This window comes from Oryzibacillus soli, assembly GCF_051594765.1.
GTDB lineage: Bacteria > Bacillota > Bacilli > Paenibacillales > NBRC-103111 > Paenibacillus_AR.
Map to the genome: position 1 here is coordinate 33,641 of NZ_JBPPGJ010000019.1, position 15,789 is coordinate 49,429.

The window sequence follows — 15,789 nt, forward strand, 5'->3', positions numbered from 1 at the left end:
GATGCCAATGAAGAAGGTGGTCTTGGTCGACGACGAGATCGTGTTCCGGGAAACCATTCGGGAATGCCTGGATTGGGACAAGGAAGGACTGATCTATTGCGGGGACGCCTCGGACGGCGAGGTGGCTCTTCCGATTCTGGAGCAGGTTCGGCCTGATATTCTCATCACGGATATCTCTATGCCTTTCATGAACGGGCTGGAGCTGTGCAATATTGTAACCAAGCGTTTCCCGGAGATGAAGATCATCATACTAAGCGGCCATGGCGAGTTCGAATATGCCCGATCGGCCCTTCGCCTGGGCATCGACGAATACTGCCTGAAGCCCATCTCCTCCGCTGAGCTGACCCAGACGCTCCGGGAAGTAAGCGCCAAGATCGATCAGGAGCGGGAGGAGAAGAGCCGCATCGAGAAGCTGGAGCGCAGGGAGTCCGAGCACGTTCAGCTCTCCCGTCAGAAGCTGTTGAATGACCTGTGCAGCGGCTTCGTCACAACCCACGATGCGATTCAACTGAGCACGGGATTGCATTTGAATTTGGTGGCCTCCTTCTATACGGTCGTCATCGCAGACTACCGCTCCGGCTCATCCGCGCTGCAGTCTAAGGAAGCTGCAGGCGGCTTGGCGGAACGCCTCTCCGCGATGCAGCGGGAGCCCTCGCAGCTGAGCTTTCAGCGCAGCAAGTCGGAAACGGTCTGGATCTTGAAGGCGGATTCTCTGGAGCAGCTGCAGAAGGAGCTTCAGCCCTTCAAGGATATGCAGCTGCTTCGGATGGAGGACGGGGATCCTACTCTGGCCGTCGGGATCGGCAGCGTCCAAGACCGCCTGCAGAACGTACATATCTCCTTCCTGGAGGCCGCTGAAGACATGCACTGGCGCCGGCTCTCCCGCCAGAACAGCCATTCCTTGTGGGAGATCATGTCCGGAACGCTGGATGCATCGGTATTTCTGGACCGGGGAAGGTTTATCCAATTTCTGAAGATCGGAACGATGAACCAGCTGGATTCCTTTATTCCGGAGTATGCCGCCGTGCTGAAGGATATCAACTGGAAGAATTCCCCCATCGGGTACTACATCCTGAACGACTTGACCTTGGAAGTATTCCGCTCCGCGAAGAATATGTACCGCAGGCTGTCGGATTCGGAGGAGGTCTTGGGACAGCTGCAGCTGGTGATCGGCAGCATCCGAGCATGGGAAGACGTCTGCGCCTATCTCAGGAGGCTGACGGAGCAGTTCTGGTCTTGGCGTTCCCGGATCGACAAGTACAGCGATATGCTCCTGAAGGTTAAGGAGTTCATCCGCACTCATTACCATCAGGACGATGTCTCCCTGCAGGATGCGGCGGATCACGCGGGAGTCAGCCCCAGTCACCTGAGCAAGGTATTCAGCCAGGAGACCGGACAGACCTTCATTGAATATGTCACCCAGGTCCGGATCCGCAAGGCGATGGAGCTCCTCCAGACCACATCGGCCAAGTCCTATGAGATCGCATTCCAGGTGGGCTACTGCGATCCCCACTACTTTTCCAACTTGTTCAAGAGGATGACCGGGATGACGACCAAGGAGTTCAGGAAGAGCGGACTTCCGTTGGAAAGCTTGGCAGAGGAGGGGGCCTGACCCATGCGTCTCCGCTCCTTCCCCCTGATGGTTCTGATGCTCGCCCTCCTGATTGTTATAGCCGGGTGCCGAAGCACCGCGCCGCCCGCAGCTCCGTCCAAGGGCATCGAAGACGCCGCAGCAGCCAAAGACCGCGATACTGACCCGTCCGATTCTTACACCTTCGGCATCCTCTATCCGATGGCCAATCCGTTCTACGAGAACATTACCGAGCAGATGGAGGAATACGCCAAGAAGTTCCACGTCAAGCTCATCGTCAAAGCGCCGGCGGAGCTGAATCTGGAGCAGCAGGTCCTGATGATGGAGAATATGATCCGGCAGAGGGTGTCCGCCATCGCCATCAGTCCCATTGACCCCGTCGCACTAACTCCTCTCGTGGAAAAGGCCGTCCGGCAGGGGATTCCCGTCATCTGCTTCGAATCCGACATTCTGGACAGCCGGAGATCGGTCTATATCGGCTCGGACCACAGGCAGGAGGGGGAGCTGATGGGAGAGCTTCTCAACCGCCAATTGAAGGGCAAGGGAATGATCATGGTGCAAGGCGGACTATCCGGTCTATCCCGGGAACAGCTCCGTCTGGACGGATTGCTGCAATATCTGAAGCGGAATACCGGCATTCAGGTTCTGGAGGTCCGGTATCATGAAGGCCGCAGCGAGCAGGCACTGGCGAATCTGGAGCGGATGATCGACGATCATCCGCACTTCGATGCCTTGGTCTCCATGGACTTGATCTCCAGCTCCACCTCCATTCTGGTATGGAAGGCGCTGGGGCTGAAGCGGCTGGCACTGGCCTTCGGCATGTCTCCCGAGGTTCAAGGCGCCTTGTCGAACGGCCAGGTGAATGCGGTCATATCGGAGAACGAACACCTTCTCGGCAGCCGGATCATCGCCAGTCTGATGGATGCCTCATCGGGAAATCCCATCTCCTCTTGGATCGATACGGGATTCCGGGAAGTGACGCCGCTGAGCCGGACACCGTAAGCCTTATGCGATAGAAGAAGGAGATACCGGGATTACACCGCCGGTATCTCCTTCTATTCGTTATGCCCGATTCGTCCAGCTTCTCTCACTTAGAATCTTTTGCAGCAGGATAAAGAGGAACAGCAGGGCGCCGATCACGATCTTGGTCCACCAGGAGCTGAGCGTGCCCTCGAAGCTGATGATGGTTTGGATCACCCCTTGAATCATGACGCCGAAGAAGGTTCCGGCAATGGTTCCCACCCCGCCGGTCAAGAGTGTGCCGCCGATCACCACCGCAGCGATGGCATCCAGCTCCATTCCCATGGCGTGCAGCCCGTAGCCCGATAGCATATAGAAGGTGAAGACGATGCCCGCCAGCGCAGAGCAGCATCCGCTGAACATGTAGACCATCATCTTCGTTCTGCCTACGGGGAGACCCATCAGGAGGGCCGACTGCTCGCTGCCTCCCAGGGCATAGGTATTTCGCCCGAACCGGGTATAACGTGCCAGATAGATGCCCACCCCCACGACGGCCAGGGCGATCAACACGCTGACCGAGATGAAGTCTCCGCCGGGAAACCGGATCTTGGTCTGGGCCATGCTGGTGTAGAAGCCGTTGTCAATGGTGATCGTGTTGATGCTGATGACATAGCAGAGTCCCCGGGCCAGGAACATGCCGGCTAGCGTCACGATGAAGGGCTGGATCTGGAAGATATGAATGATGGCCCCCATCCCCCATCCGAAGGCGGCCCCCAAGGCCAAGACCAATGGAATCACCACCACCGGCGACCAGCCCGATTGCAGCAGGGATGCTGAAATCATGGTCGTCAGTGCGATCATGGAGCCTACGGACAAATCGATTCCACCGGAGACAATAACGAACGTCATGCCGACGGCCACAATGAGGAGGAAGGCATTATCGATCAGCAGATTCATCAGGACCTGGGTGGAGAAAAAGCCCGTATAGCGAAAGGAGCCCGCTGCGAATAACAGCACGAACAATCCTATGGTGACGAATATCGGGAAATTCTGTCTCTTAAGCATGCGGCTTGAGCCCCCGTTCTGCCGGATAACGCCGGGTCTTCCAGCGGGCGATGATGGTGCTTCGGAAGGTTTCCGATTGGATGAGACATACGGCCAGGACGACGCAAGCCTTCACGACCAGCGTAATTTCCGGCGGCACCCCGATCATATAGATGGTGGTCGTTAACGTTTGGATGATCAAGGCCCCGATCAAGGTGCCCGCCAAGGAGAAGCGCCCGCCGTTCAAGGAGGTTCCTCCGATGACGACCGCCAGAATCGCGTCGAGCTCATACCATAATCCTGCGTTGTTGCCGTCGGCGCTGGATACGTTGGAGCTCAGGATCAAGCCCGCGATGCCGGCGCACAGCCCGCAGAACATATAGACGGCCCAGAGCACGGTCTTGGACCGGATGCCGGCCAGACGGCTGGCCGTAGGCTTGCAGCCCACCGATTCGATGAACAGGCCAAGCGCGGTTTTTCGGGTGAGGAGGGCTGCAGCCGTGAAGACCATGATGACGATGAAGATGGAGAAGGGCAAGGTGGCCAACGTTCCGGCCCCGATGTACTTGTACTCCCCATTCGACACCGTGATGATCTGCCCGTTCGTGATGAGCTGGGCCACCCCACGGCCGGCTACCATCAGGATCAAGGTGGCGATAATGGGCTGCATGCCGATCTGCGCCACGAGAAACCCATTCCATACCCCAAGCACCAAGGACAGCACCAGGGCAATGGCAACGGCCTTCAGCATCAACCCGAACGGGTCCTGCCCGTCTCCATGACTGATCGTCAGGCATGCCATCGCACCCGAGATCGCCACCACCGAGCCAACCGACAGATCAATGCCCGAGGTGGCGATGACCAGGGTCATTCCGATGGCCACGATGATCAGCGGCGAGCCGAAGTTCAGGATATCGATCAGGCTGCCGTACAGATGCCCGTCCTTCATCCGGATGGAGAAGAAATCCGGCGAATACACCAGATTGAATAACAGCAATGCCCCCAGGACGACAAGCGGCCAGAATAATGGATGCTTCAGCATTTCAAGTCAACCTCCCGCTATGGCCTTCATCACATTTTGCTGACTGATCTCATCGCCCGACATCTCCAGGATCATCCGGCGGTCCCGAAGAACCGCGATCTTATCGCTTACCCGAAGAACCTCTTCCAATTCGGAGGAGATGAACACGACGGACATTCCCTTCTCGGCCAGCGACATCACCAGCCTCTGAATCTCCGCCTTGGCGCCGATATCGATTCCCCGCGTCGGCTCGTCGAGGATGAGCAGCTTAGGCTCCGTCAGCAGCCAGCGGGCGAGCAGCACCTTCTGCTGATTTCCCCCGCTTAGGTTCTTAACCAAGTGCTCCGGATGGGGCGGATTAATATTCAAGGTTCGTATATATTCATCGGCGACCTCTTCTTGGCGCTTGCGGGAGATGGTCTTGAACCAGCCTTGGGAAGCCTGCAGCGCCAAGATGATGTTCTCCCGAACGGTCAGATCGTCGATGATGCCCTCCAGCTTACGGTTCTCCGAGCAAAAGGCGATGGCATGATCGATGGCCTGCCTGGGATTGTGGATAACGGCCTTGCGGCCGCCAATCTTGATCTCACCCGTGTCCGGCCGGTCCGCCGCAAACAGAAGCCGGGCCAGCTCCGTACGCCCGGAGCCCAACAGACCTGCTATCCCTACCACCTCACCCTTGCGGATGGTCAAGTCCACCGATTCGACGGAGCCCTTCTTGCCCAATCGGGACGCATCCAGAAGAACCTCCGGATGAACACTTCGTTCCGCATGGGTCTTCGGCAGCTCCTCCAGAAGATGGAGCTCCTTGCCGATCATCTTAGATACCAAATCTATGCGGGGCAGCTCCTTCGCCGGATGCTCCCCGATCAATTCTCCGTTGCGGAGAATGGTTATTCGATCCGAGATTTCATATACTTGGTCCAAAAAATGGGTGACAAACAGGATGGCCAGCCCCTCCGACTTCAACCGTGTCATCACGGAGAAGAGCTGGACGACCTCCCCCCGGTCCAAGCTGGAAGTCGGTTCATCCAGAATCAGCACCTTGGCGGAGATGCTGACGGCCCTCGCAATCGCCACCAGCTGCTGAATAGCCACCGAGTAGTGATGGAGGGGCTGGGTGACATCGATCTCCAGATTCAGCCTCTTCTTCAGAAGCTGCTCCGCGTTGCGGTACATGTCCTTCCATAGGATGCGGCCGAATCTTCGGGGCTCCCTTCCGATATAGATATTCTCCGCCACGGACAAATTGGGGCACAGATTCACCTCCTGGTAAACCGTACTGATACCCGCATTCTGGGCATCCTGCGGGCTCCCGATCTTGATGGCCCGCCCTTCCAACTCCACCGTCCCTTGATCGATGGAATACACCCCGGTCACCACCTTGATCAGGGTGGATTTGCCTGCTCCATTCTCCCCCATCAAGGCATGCACTTCTCCCGGAAACAGCCGGAAACTTACATCAGATAACGCTCGAACTCCCGGAAACTGCTTGTGGATTCCGGTCATCTGCAGCAATGGCCGCTCATCTGCCATCTCTTCCACTCCTCTCCATCCAAGGATAGGGGCCGTTCCACGCCTCGCTGCGGAATGGAACGGCCCTTCCTTATGTCTCCTTGAAACCGTCCGAGATCGGATCAGTATTGGCGGTTAGGCAGCTCGCGCTTGGCATCTTCGGAGGTAAAGACGCCCTCCTTGGTTACAATACGCTTCGGCAGCTCCTTGCCGTCGAGCACATCCTTAACGGCTTGCATCAGCTGCGGTCCGAGCAGCGGGTTACACTCGACGATAAAGTTGATTTTTCCTTCGCTGGCGGCGACAAAGCCGTCCTTCACGCCATCCACGGAGATGATGGTGATGTCCTTGCCCGGCTTCAGGCCCGCGGCTTCGATGGCTTGAATGGCGCCCAGAGCCATATCGTCATTGTGCGCGTACAGCACATCGATTTTCTTCTGGGCCTTCAGGAAGGCTTGCATGACTTCCTTGCCTTTGGCGCGGGTGAAGTCGCCGGTTTGGGAGGCGATGATCTTCAGGTTCGGATTGGACTTGATCACTTCCTCGAAGCCGGCTTTGCGGTCATTGGCAGGCGCAGAGCCTGTGGTGCCCTGAAGCTCCACGATGTTCACCTGCTCCTTGGCATTCTTGAAGGTATCCACCGCCCATTTGCCTGCGCGGCGCCCTTCCTCCACGAAGTCCGATCCGATGAAGGTCTTATACAGCGAGGTATCCTTGGAATCTACGGCCCGGTCGGTCAGAATCACCGGAATGCCGGCGTCCTTCGCCTCCTTCAGCACGGTATCCCAACCGGACTCTACGACCGGAGAGAAGGCAATGATGTCCACCTTCTGTTGAATATAGGTGCGGATCGCCTTGATCTGGTTCTCCTGCTTCTGCTGCGCATCGGAGAATTTCAGCTCGAAGCCGACATCCTTGGCCGAGTCTTGGATCGACTTGGTGTTCGCCGTTCTCCATCCGCTCTCTGCCCCGACTTGGGCGAAGCCCAAGGTAATCTTCTTGCCTGCAGGCGCCGGTGCTTGGGTAGCCGCCGCTGCCGCTGCGGTTTGCGGTGGCGTGGATGCCGCCGGAGAAGCGGAGCTGCTCCCGGAGCCAGAGCTGCCGGAGCTTCCGCATGCGGCGGAGAATAGCATCATGACGGAAGCTAGAAGAAGGCCTGCCGTTTTCTTTGTTCCCATCTCTTGAATTCCTCCCTTTTGGATCACCATCATTTGGTGTGGCTTCATTATAAAACGCTTCCAAATCCAGGTATACGGAGTTTGATCTGCACAACTTATAAATTTCCGTCACATTCCGCAACAGAGAAAAAATTAGTTTGTTTTTTCATTCTGATCTTGCATTATTTTGGGGGGACAGGCTGATTACTCCGGCATCCTGCCAGCAACATAGGCAAGATCCGCAATATCGATCCGGCCATCTCCGTTCTGATCGGCCGTCCGGGCCGTTGCCCAATCCGCGCTGCCGGAGTTCTTGCCGAAGTGAGAAGCGGCGATCGCCAGATCGCCTACATCCACGGCGCCGTCCTTGTTCAAGTCTGCAGACGGGGCTCCAATGGAGATGCTCTTGCTGCCAGGGGCTGCTTGAACGACGGCTCCCGCAGGCGCCGTTCCGAGCTTCACGCGGACCGCGGCAATCGTCCCGGACGTGTTCTGAACGCCCTCCTTGACCTTGAAGATCACCTTCAAGACCGGTGTGCTGGCGCCGGATACCCCTCCGATATGGGCTGCAACCAGTCTCACTTGGCCGGCCGTACCCCGTTCCTCCTTCACGATTCGGATGCTATCGCTTGCCCCTGCCGCGCTCACATAGTCGAAGACATGGGCATCATAGGTTAAGATCAGGTCCTGGGCATAAGCGCTCTGCGCCACATTGTCCAAGCTTACGGTCGCCGTGAAGGTGCTGCCCGGCTCCACGCTGTTATCTGCCGTTAGCCCGGCGGCCGGATCCGACTGGGTGCCGAGTTCTGCGACGAAGGTAGTCACGCTCTGGGCGGGAAGCTCGGCGCTGAAGGAAGCGTCCGACAGCCGGACAGGCGTCCCGGCCGCCAGGCTCCTACTGCCGTCCGTTATCCACGATGCGACCCGCGCCATGGAGCCGTTCTCCAGGCCGAAGGTTTGGCTGACGGCCGATGTTCCCTTGTTCACCGCAACCATGACTATTTTTCCATCCCCCTTATACGCAGAGACGAATACCCCCGGGGCAGGGTTCCGGGTCGCATCCACCCTTACATAGCCGGGGCGCACGAATTTCGAATAATGGGCCATGGCGTATCCGCGTTTGCTGATGGTTCCATCCTCCTTGATCGGACCGTACTGCCTGCGGATGTACCACCAGACATAGGTCTGGAAGTTCCCTTCGACCATGGCATTGTACATATGCTCCGCCACGCCCAAGGCTTCCGGCCAGCGATCCGCCGAGTTGCTTTCGCTGTTGGGATAATAGACCTCCGTCATCCAGAGCTCCTTGCCTGCCCCCTTTTGTTCGAACAAAGGGTACGGGAAGTCACTGTACTTCGTTCCATACGTATGGGCGCCGAGAATGTCCATATTGGCCAAAGCTGCCGGATCGTTCAGGAGGGGATCGGACATTTTCTTGACATACGAGAAGGACTCCGGGGCAATGACCCGGTTATGAATGGATCCCGCGTTCTCCTTCATAAAACGCAGCATTTCATCGGGGGACCACCAAGTCCAATCATGGGCATAGTCAGGCTCATTCTGGATCGATATCCCGTATAAGTTCACACCGTTGCTCTTCATATAAGAATCAAAGTCATTCAGGTATTGGGCATAATCCTCGTACCTGTCGTATTTCAGCCGTCTCGCCGCCGTTCCTTGCACGTATGGGGATACCTGGACGTGATCGATATTCGGTCCTTCCGTCCCGGTCGTCACCAGCTTGAGAGTGCTGGTCCCGTTCACCATAGGCACCTGGATGGACAGCTCGCCCCAGGACGTCCAACTTCCGGTGGCTGCAAACGCCACTTGGCTGAGCGCCTTCGTCCCGTTCACATACACATCCAAATAAGCGGTTCCCGTCTGCAGGGCGTACCGGATCTTGATATTCTTGGTCCCCGTACTGCCGATGGTAATACCGTTAAACTGGACGGATGCATCGGTAGCGGCCTGGAAATCCACGTAACCGCTGCCTGTATATCCGGAATAGGCGTTCCCTACTATGGACTCGGCCAACGCTGTGCCTGTCTCCGCCTCATACGTGGTACCGGTGCCCGTACTGGTCCCCTGCGTGAAGGTTTCCACCATATCGCTAGGAGGATTCCACGGCGAAGCGAAAACGATGGCGCCATGCTCCTGCGCCGCCTTTGCCGTTTCAACCTCCCGGTACCAGTTCGTTTTATCCTCGGTAATCGGGATTCGGAGTACGGAAAAGCCCAATTGATTCTCCCCGTTGCCAAAGGCGGTCTCCCGCTGCTCCGGTGTCAAGTCTCCGATCCATAGCGGATGATTCATACCACCGAAACCGCGGATCACTTGTTTCTCCGATGCTGCACGGATGGTGACATCGTAGGCGGTTGCCTGGGCAGCCGCCGGCACACTGATGAACGGCACCGCCATGGCACATGCCAACCCTGCAAGAACCGGTGTTTTCAGCCTTGAAAACATAGGATTCAACTCCCTTTGTTTATCGCTTAAACAAAGCTATGGACAAGGGGCCTTAGCTCCCTCATCCATAGCGTTCCTCCTGTTTAACCTATTCCTCTATCTTGGTTGCGACATACGCAAGATCCGTAATATCGATCCGGTTGTCTGCGTTCAGGTCTGCGATCTTAGCCGTTGCCCAGTCTGTGCCAGTGGAATCCTTGCCGTAATAGTAAGCGACGATCGCCAGATCGCCTACGTCCACCTGACCGTCATTGTTCAAGTCTGCAGACGCTTCCTTAATGACCGCTGCTTTGAAGGTATCCACCGCTGCATTCAGGGCGGTTACGGCACCGTCCACCTGGGACTGTGTCGCTCCTGCGTTGTCCTTGACCGCTTGTGCGGCGTTAATGGCTGTACCGAAGGCGTCCTTGGCCGCCTGCGGGTATTGGCCCGGCAGCGTACCGGCGACTGCGGCGTTAAACAGACTTTGCGCAGAGGCAATCGCTGTAGTCAACGCCGTCTTATCCACCACCGGCTGCTCGACTGCACGGACGAAGATGCTCTTGCTGCCAAGTGCCGCCTGCACCACGGTGCCATCTGCCGTACCCAGCTTGGCTTGGGAAACGGCGATCGACCCGGTCGTATTTTGAACGCCGGCCTTCACATGGAAGGATAAATTCAGTATAGGCGTACTGATTCCATCTACCCCACCGATATTGGCGGCAACAAGTCGTACCTTGCCTGCTGTGGATTTATCCTCCTTCAGGAGCTGAATATGATCGTTCGTCCCTGACGCACCCCCATATTCGAATACGTTGGAATCGTAGGTCAGCGTGATGTCCTGCGCGTACACGCTCTGCGTCACGCCATCGAGACTCACGGCCGCCGTAAAGCTGCTTCCGGGCTTCACGCTGCTGTCTGCCGAGATGTCAGCCGTCAGGGTCTTGGGTGCCGGCCAGACAGGATCGGATGCGGCGCTGCTGGTGGTTACGTAAATCCGGTCGATGACGAAGCCGTCCTCTCTTCCCCAGAGGTTCAATTCATGCACACCGGCTGTTACGTTCAAGGCAGATCCACCGCTTACTCCGCCGGCGGCACCGCTTACATTGACCCATTTGAACTGGCCTCCGCTCACCGCTTGTATGCCGTTCGCCGTGAATTTGTACTCGTTATCCACTCCAACATGGATGGAGTCCGAATTGAAATCGACGCTCTTGCTCAGCAGCCATACGTTATAGCTGCCGGATGCAGGGAAGTTGATCTTATAATTCAGACTGGAGCCCCCGGAGAGGGTTGCCGCATCGGTCCCCGGCATATTGAAGCCATTATCCGGCCCGAACAGCATAGCTTTGGTGGACACTCCGTCAACAAGAGACCATGTATGTCCGTTGACGGTACCTTTGACATAAGCCGTGGCGGAGTTGTCGGCCGCTGTCTCCGCTTCGATGGCCACTACAGCGGCAAGGTTCACCGTAACCGAGATTTGTGCGGTTGCAGCTTCTCCCAGAGCTCCCTTGAAGCTCACCGAAACCTGGGTGGTGCCGCTTGCTTTGGCTGTGATCATTCCGTTGGCAACATCTGCGATGCCCGGATTCGGATTGCTATAGGTCGCCGTTTTGGTTACATCCTCCGTATGTCCGTCCATATATTCGGCGGTTACTTTGAAAGCCGCTGTTTTGCCCGTATCCAGCGCTATGGAAGGATTGTCAACCGTAATCCGTTTCACGGTCAGCTCGCTGTTCAGATCCTTGACCAGCATATGAAGGGTATCGGCCTTGCCGTTATAGGTGACGGAGATGCCCGTTGTGCCGTAGCCCACGCCGGTAACCACGCCGTCATGAACACTTACTATACCGCTTTGCGCCGGCGTAACCACCGCCTGAGACGTTACATCTTGGCTGGTCCCGTCGGAATAGACGGCGGTCACCTTCATGGTTGCCTGATTGTTGCCAGGCACGATGTCCATCTTCTCCTTATCGATGGAGGCATTGATGGCGGCAAGCTCCTTCACGCTGCTCTTCGGACTGAACCGCCAATGATCCACCTTGAAGAGATTGCCCGATGCCGCACCTCTATAGACCATATACAGATCATGGACTCCCGTGGCACCGGTGACGTTGATGGTTTCCGGCTTCCAGCTGTTCTCTCCACCGGTGTTGGAGATGGGGAGGGTTCCGACCAAGGGGCCATCGGCGCTATCCAGCCGCAGCTCGATCTGCCCGCCGTTGGTGCCGGACGCGACCTGGGCCGTGAAGGTGCCCGCTCCCTCTGCACCGAAGTCAACCTTGGACACGGCGGTCCAATCTCCATCCTGGATGCTGCTGACCGCCAGGTTCACACTGCTGACCGTCCCCCCCGGTTCCGTCGTGCTTTCTGTGGAGATGCCTCCGTTCCAGCCCAAGGTTTCGGCCTCCACCCTCTGGTAGGGGTCCAGATTCTTCACCTGCGGAACCCCTTTATAGTCTCCGGTTATATTCTGGATGACTCCGTTGGCGTCGAATGTGACCTTGTTGATCTGAGCGTTCCGGTAGCCATGGGGCTGCCCTCCCATTTGCGGCCAATCACCGCTTTCGGCCATGGCCTTGGCCAGGGTCTGGGCATGGTAGGTGATGTACCATTGACCGTTAAACTCGAACATGGCGTGATGATTATTGCCTCCGACCCCGAAGAAGTTGGCAGGGTTGGGCAGGATCGTTTTGACAAAGGTAAATGGACCCATCGGGTTGTCGCTCACCATATAAGCAATGGTTCCGGTCGGAATATCCGAGGGATGCGCGCCGGAGAAGTTCGTGCAATAGGAGTAATAATACTTCCCATTGTACTTGTTAATGCCCGAATCCTCGAACAGCCAAGGCGGGTTGATCGGCTTCATCGTTCCGCCGCTGGCAGACAGATCGAGACTGATCATATCCGCTCCAAGCTTGGCAACGCGTGCCGTTCCCGGGTCCGCCTCCTTGCCGGTCGGAACGCCGCCGCCAGCATAGATGTAGGCGCTTCCGTCATCATCTACCAGCACCGCAGGGTCGAACAGCCAGGTGACGTCACTGGCTCCCGGCGTATTCCGGTTAATCAGCGCCTTGCCAATGGGATCTGTAAACGGGCCGATTGGACTGTCTGCCGTCAGTACGCCGATGCCGTTGGCGCTGTCTGCGAAGTAAAGGAAGAACTTTTCCTTGCCATCGATCGTTTTATGGGCGGCTGACGGCGCCCAGGAGTTGGTGGCCCATTTGGCCGCCCCCTGCGCACCCGCTGCAAGAATCTCTCCATGGTCCGTCCAGTTCACCATGTCATCCGACGAGACAACGGTAATTTTATTGATCAGGCTGTAGGAGATATCCTTGACGGTACCGTCGGCATTGTACTGCATGAAGTCATTGGTCATATAGACATACACCCTGCCGTTATACACCATGGCAAAAGGGTCGGCTCCGAACTTTTGTGAGAAGAGCGGATTGCCGTTTCCGGGTGTTTTGGCATAGGCAGGCGCAAGCTGAGTCGCTGCCGCCTTCGCCGGTACAGGTGCCGTCACCAGGGTTGAAACGGATGTGCAAAGGGCTAACGCCATGGTTACAGCCAACGTTTTCTTCCATCTTTTCATAGACTAGCCTCCATTTTCTTGATTATTCATCCGACATCTGGACCGCAATGGAAACCAGGTCGGTGATGTCGATCCTGCCGTCATGATTCACATCCGCCGCCTTGACCGACGGCCAGTCTGCGCTATCGGAGGTCTTCCCGTAGGAATACACCGCCAAGGCAAGATCACCTACGGATATGATTCCGTCTCCGTTGATATCGCCTTGCTCTGCGCCGACCGTGATCGTGATACTGCCTAGTCCCGCCTGGAGGACCGCCCCCTCCGGCCCGCTGCCCAGCTTAGCCTCGGTTACAGCGATGGAGCCCGCACCGCTCCCGGCGGTCTGCTTAGCCTTGAAGTAGATCTTCAATATGGGCGCCTCTCCGATCACGCCTCCATCATTGGCCGCCAGGATATGAATGGTTCCAGACGCATGCGCTTCCTTCTTGGCTATGATGATTCTGCTGCTGGCGGCTTCCGCATCGATATATTCGAACCGTGTCGTATCATAGCTCAAGGTTATATCTTCGGCATGAATCGCCTGGCTCAGGTTGATCAGATTCAAGAGGACATCGAAGGCTTCTCCTGCAAGGACCCGCTCGCTTCCCCTTAAGGAAACCGCAGGTGTTCCGGTATCCGGCACGACTCTGAAAGCATCGATCAGCACCTTGGTTCCCGGATATACGGTGCTGGACGGATTTTTCACCCCGGTGGCCACCACCCGGATCGTGTGCGTTCCGTAGGGCAAACCCTCCCGGCTGAAGTTAATATATTGTTGGATGGCGCTGGGAGCCATAAACGGGTCTACCGTAGAAGCCTTCATGCCGTCCAGATATACCTCCGCCACACCGCCGGAATAGTTGGCTTCGCCGATCCACTGGATGCCGGTGCCGGTAAACGTATATTCGGCATAGGCCGGAACAGAAGCGGAATAGCGGTCATCCTCGGGAGGTATAACAGATATTCCCGTCCCTTGATAGTAGCCCGCGTTAGCGGAAGGAGCCCACGCTTCCCCGCTTCCCGCACTAACGTATCGGATGGCCAGATCGGGATTATCCACGGTCATCAGGCTGCTTGTGATCCGGATGATCTGCTCCCCCTTATGGCCCGACCCATCCGATTGGGCTGCCGTTATTTTGATCGATCCGCCTTGGTTGGCTGAGGCCGTCAGGATACAGGACAGCGGGCTAATGGGTACGACCGCTGCCGCATCCGTTGCCCCACCGTCCAGATCCGTCACCGTCCAGTTTACCGATTTCCCCGGCGTGACTCCGGATGCCACCAGCTTCATGGACGTGCCTTTTTCGATTTGCGTGGCATTCCCGTTGGCTCCGGATATCACGATGGGATTCCCGGCAGCCGCTGCAGGAAGAACGGTAAGGGGGGCAAGGACCATGATCAGAAGGAGCAGCATGGAGATGGTTTTCCTGAGTCTGTTCGATATTGCCACTGTATCACCTTCGTTCGGGATTCTACTTGTTCAACAGCCTGTAGAGGATCACGGCCGCTTCCGCTCTGGTCGCCGTATCGTTAGGCTTGATCATGCCGTTATGTCCTTGGATGATCCCGGCCTTGTGCATCTGACCCAAGGCGTTAACCGCATACGCCGCTACCTCCTCGGAATCACGGAAGCCGCCTAAGTCGCTGGCCGGCTCATCCAGCATTCTTCCGGCCTTCTTCATGGCACGGGTAGCCAGCACGATCATGTCCTGCCTCGATATCCTGCCGCCGGGATCGAACCGGTTATCGCCTATGCCTTGGGCTATACCCAGCTTGCGCGCGATCCCTACCTCCCGGTCATAATAATCGGACGGTTCCACATCGTCGAACTGACCGTCTGGCTCTGCATGAAGCTGCAGGGCCCGGACCAAGAGACACATAAAATCCGCCCTTGTGATCGCTTCCCCCGGGCTGAAGGCTGCAGCGGACGTTCCCTTGATGATGCCCGATGCGGCGAGGGATTCGATCTGCATCCTTGCCCACTCATAGCCTCCCAGGTCATCGAAGGCGGCTCCATACCGGTACACCGCTGCCGTCAGACTCGGGTCCAGCGCCTTCACGGATTCCAGCTTGATATGGGCGCTGCCCGAAGCTTTCCCCTTGAAGACGATCCTGCTAAGGGCTACATCCCCTTGCTCCCCGGCTTTCTTCCCGATTTTGGTAAAGGCAATGGTCATTTTGCCGTTCGCCGCCTTGGGCGGGATAAAGAAGCCTTCCAGCTTCGATTCCGCCTTATCCAGCTCCACCATATCGGAATCAAACGTAATGAGAGCTTCGTAGGCGTAGAGGCCTTTCAGGTTGCTTCCATGGATCGTGACCTCCAGCGTCTGATCCGGTAATACGCGCTCTGAGCTTTGACTCAGGGTGAACGCCGTATCGCCATCCGCATACACGACACCGGGAATACAAGCAGCCAACAAGAGTGCGAGGAGCAATCCCGCGATCGTACAGTTCCCTTTTCTCATCTTCGATCTCCTTG

General features: G+C 57.0%; 10 protein-coding genes and 2 pseudogenes. 2 read left to right on the forward strand and 10 right to left on the reverse strand.

The features are described from left to right. The first annotated feature begins 7 nt into the window (after positions 1–7). The gene (locus ACSEXW_RS22445; protein ID WP_438448422.1) at positions 8–1,612 is read left to right on the forward strand and encodes a response regulator; all 1,605 of its coding nucleotides are present in this window, start codon (positions 8–10) and stop codon (positions 1,610–1,612) included. A 3-nt stretch (positions 1,613–1,615) separates the two neighbouring features. Beyond that, positions 1,616–2,593 (forward strand): sugar ABC transporter substrate-binding protein, encoded by a 978-nt coding sequence (locus tag ACSEXW_RS22450; protein WP_438448423.1) that lies wholly within the window; start codon positions 1,616–1,618, stop codon positions 2,591–2,593. Positions 2,594–2,653: 60 nt separating this feature from the next. On the opposite strand, the gene yjfF is transcribed toward ACSEXW_RS22450, so the two are convergent. From yjfF to ACSEXW_RS22490, 10 genes and pseudogenes are all read right to left on the reverse strand, one after another. Continuing rightward, positions 2,654–3,616 carry a galactofuranose ABC transporter, permease protein YjfF gene (gene yjfF, locus ACSEXW_RS22455; protein ID WP_438448424.1) on the reverse strand — a complete coding sequence of 321 codons (963 nt, stop codon included), beginning with the start codon at positions 3,614–3,616 and terminating at the stop codon, positions 2,654–2,656. After that, complete coding sequence (locus ACSEXW_RS22460; protein ID WP_438448425.1) at positions 3,609–4,637, reverse strand: ABC transporter permease; 1,029 nt, start codon at positions 4,635–4,637, stop codon at positions 3,609–3,611. The genes yjfF and ACSEXW_RS22460 overlap by 8 nt, the downstream gene beginning before the upstream one ends. Before the next feature lie 6 nt (positions 4,638–4,643). Then, a complete protein-coding gene (locus ACSEXW_RS22465) occupies positions 4,644–6,152 on the reverse strand; it encodes a sugar ABC transporter ATP-binding protein (protein WP_438448426.1) in 1,509 nt (502 codons plus the stop codon). A 101-nt stretch (positions 6,153–6,253) separates the two neighbouring features. After that, positions 6,254–7,309, reverse strand: coding sequence for an ABC transporter substrate-binding protein (locus ACSEXW_RS22470; RefSeq protein ID WP_438448427.1), 1,056 nt, complete (start codon positions 7,307–7,309; stop codon positions 6,254–6,256). 183 nt (positions 7,310–7,492) lie between these two features. Further along, positions 7,493–7,750, reverse strand: a complete 258-nt coding sequence (locus tag ACSEXW_RS28590) for a dockerin type I domain-containing protein (protein WP_500797274.1) — start codon at positions 7,748–7,750, stop codon at positions 7,493–7,495. A gap of 21 nt (positions 7,751–7,771) precedes the next feature. Further along, a pseudogene (locus tag ACSEXW_RS22475) lies at positions 7,772–9,268 on the reverse strand (carbohydrate-binding protein); the annotation flags it as partial. 93 nt (positions 9,269–9,361) lie between these two features. Beyond that, positions 9,362–9,754 (reverse strand): annotated as a pseudogene (locus ACSEXW_RS28595) (hypothetical protein); the annotation flags it as partial. Positions 9,755–9,842: 88 nt separating this feature from the next. Next, a complete protein-coding gene (locus ACSEXW_RS22480; RefSeq protein WP_438448429.1) occupies positions 9,843–13,331 on the reverse strand; it encodes a carbohydrate-binding protein in 3,489 nt (1,162 codons plus the stop codon). Between the two features lie 22 nt (positions 13,332–13,353). Continuing rightward, entirely contained in the window at positions 13,354–14,760 is a 1,407-nt protein-coding gene (locus tag ACSEXW_RS22485) for a cohesin domain-containing protein (protein WP_438448430.1), read from the reverse strand. A 22-nt stretch (positions 14,761–14,782) separates the two neighbouring features. Beyond that, positions 14,783–15,775 carry an S-layer homology domain-containing protein gene (locus tag ACSEXW_RS22490; protein WP_438448431.1) on the reverse strand — a complete coding sequence of 331 codons (993 nt, stop codon included), beginning with the start codon at positions 15,773–15,775 and terminating at the stop codon, positions 14,783–14,785. Positions 15,776–15,789: the final 14 nt, after the last annotated feature.

Excerpts from the sequence above, each read along its gene's own strand:
- ACSEXW_RS22445 (WP_438448422.1), top strand. The coding sequence starts at position 8 with ATGAAGAAGGTGGTCTTGGTCGACGACGAGATCGTGTTCCGGGAAACC.
- ACSEXW_RS22470 (WP_438448427.1), bottom strand. The coding sequence starts at position 7,309 with ATGGGAACAAAGAAAACGGCAGGCCTTCTTCTAGCTTCCGTCATGATG.
- ACSEXW_RS22465 (WP_438448426.1), bottom strand. The coding sequence starts at position 6,152 with ATGGCAGATGAGCGGCCATTGCTGCAGATGACCGGAATCCACAAGCAG.
- yjfF (WP_438448424.1), bottom strand. The coding sequence starts at position 3,616 with ATGCTTAAGAGACAGAATTTCCCGATATTCGTCACCATAGGATTGTTC.
- ACSEXW_RS22450 (WP_438448423.1), top strand. The coding sequence starts at position 1,616 with ATGCGTCTCCGCTCCTTCCCCCTGATGGTTCTGATGCTCGCCCTCCTG.
- ACSEXW_RS22460 (WP_438448425.1), bottom strand. The coding sequence starts at position 4,637 with ATGCTGAAGCATCCATTATTCTGGCCGCTTGTCGTCCTGGGGGCATTG.
- ACSEXW_RS22480 (WP_438448429.1), bottom strand. The coding sequence starts at position 13,331 with ATGAAAAGATGGAAGAAAACGTTGGCTGTAACCATGGCGTTAGCCCTT.
- ACSEXW_RS22490 (WP_438448431.1), bottom strand. The coding sequence starts at position 15,775 with ATGAGAAAAGGGAACTGTACGATCGCGGGATTGCTCCTCGCACTCTTG.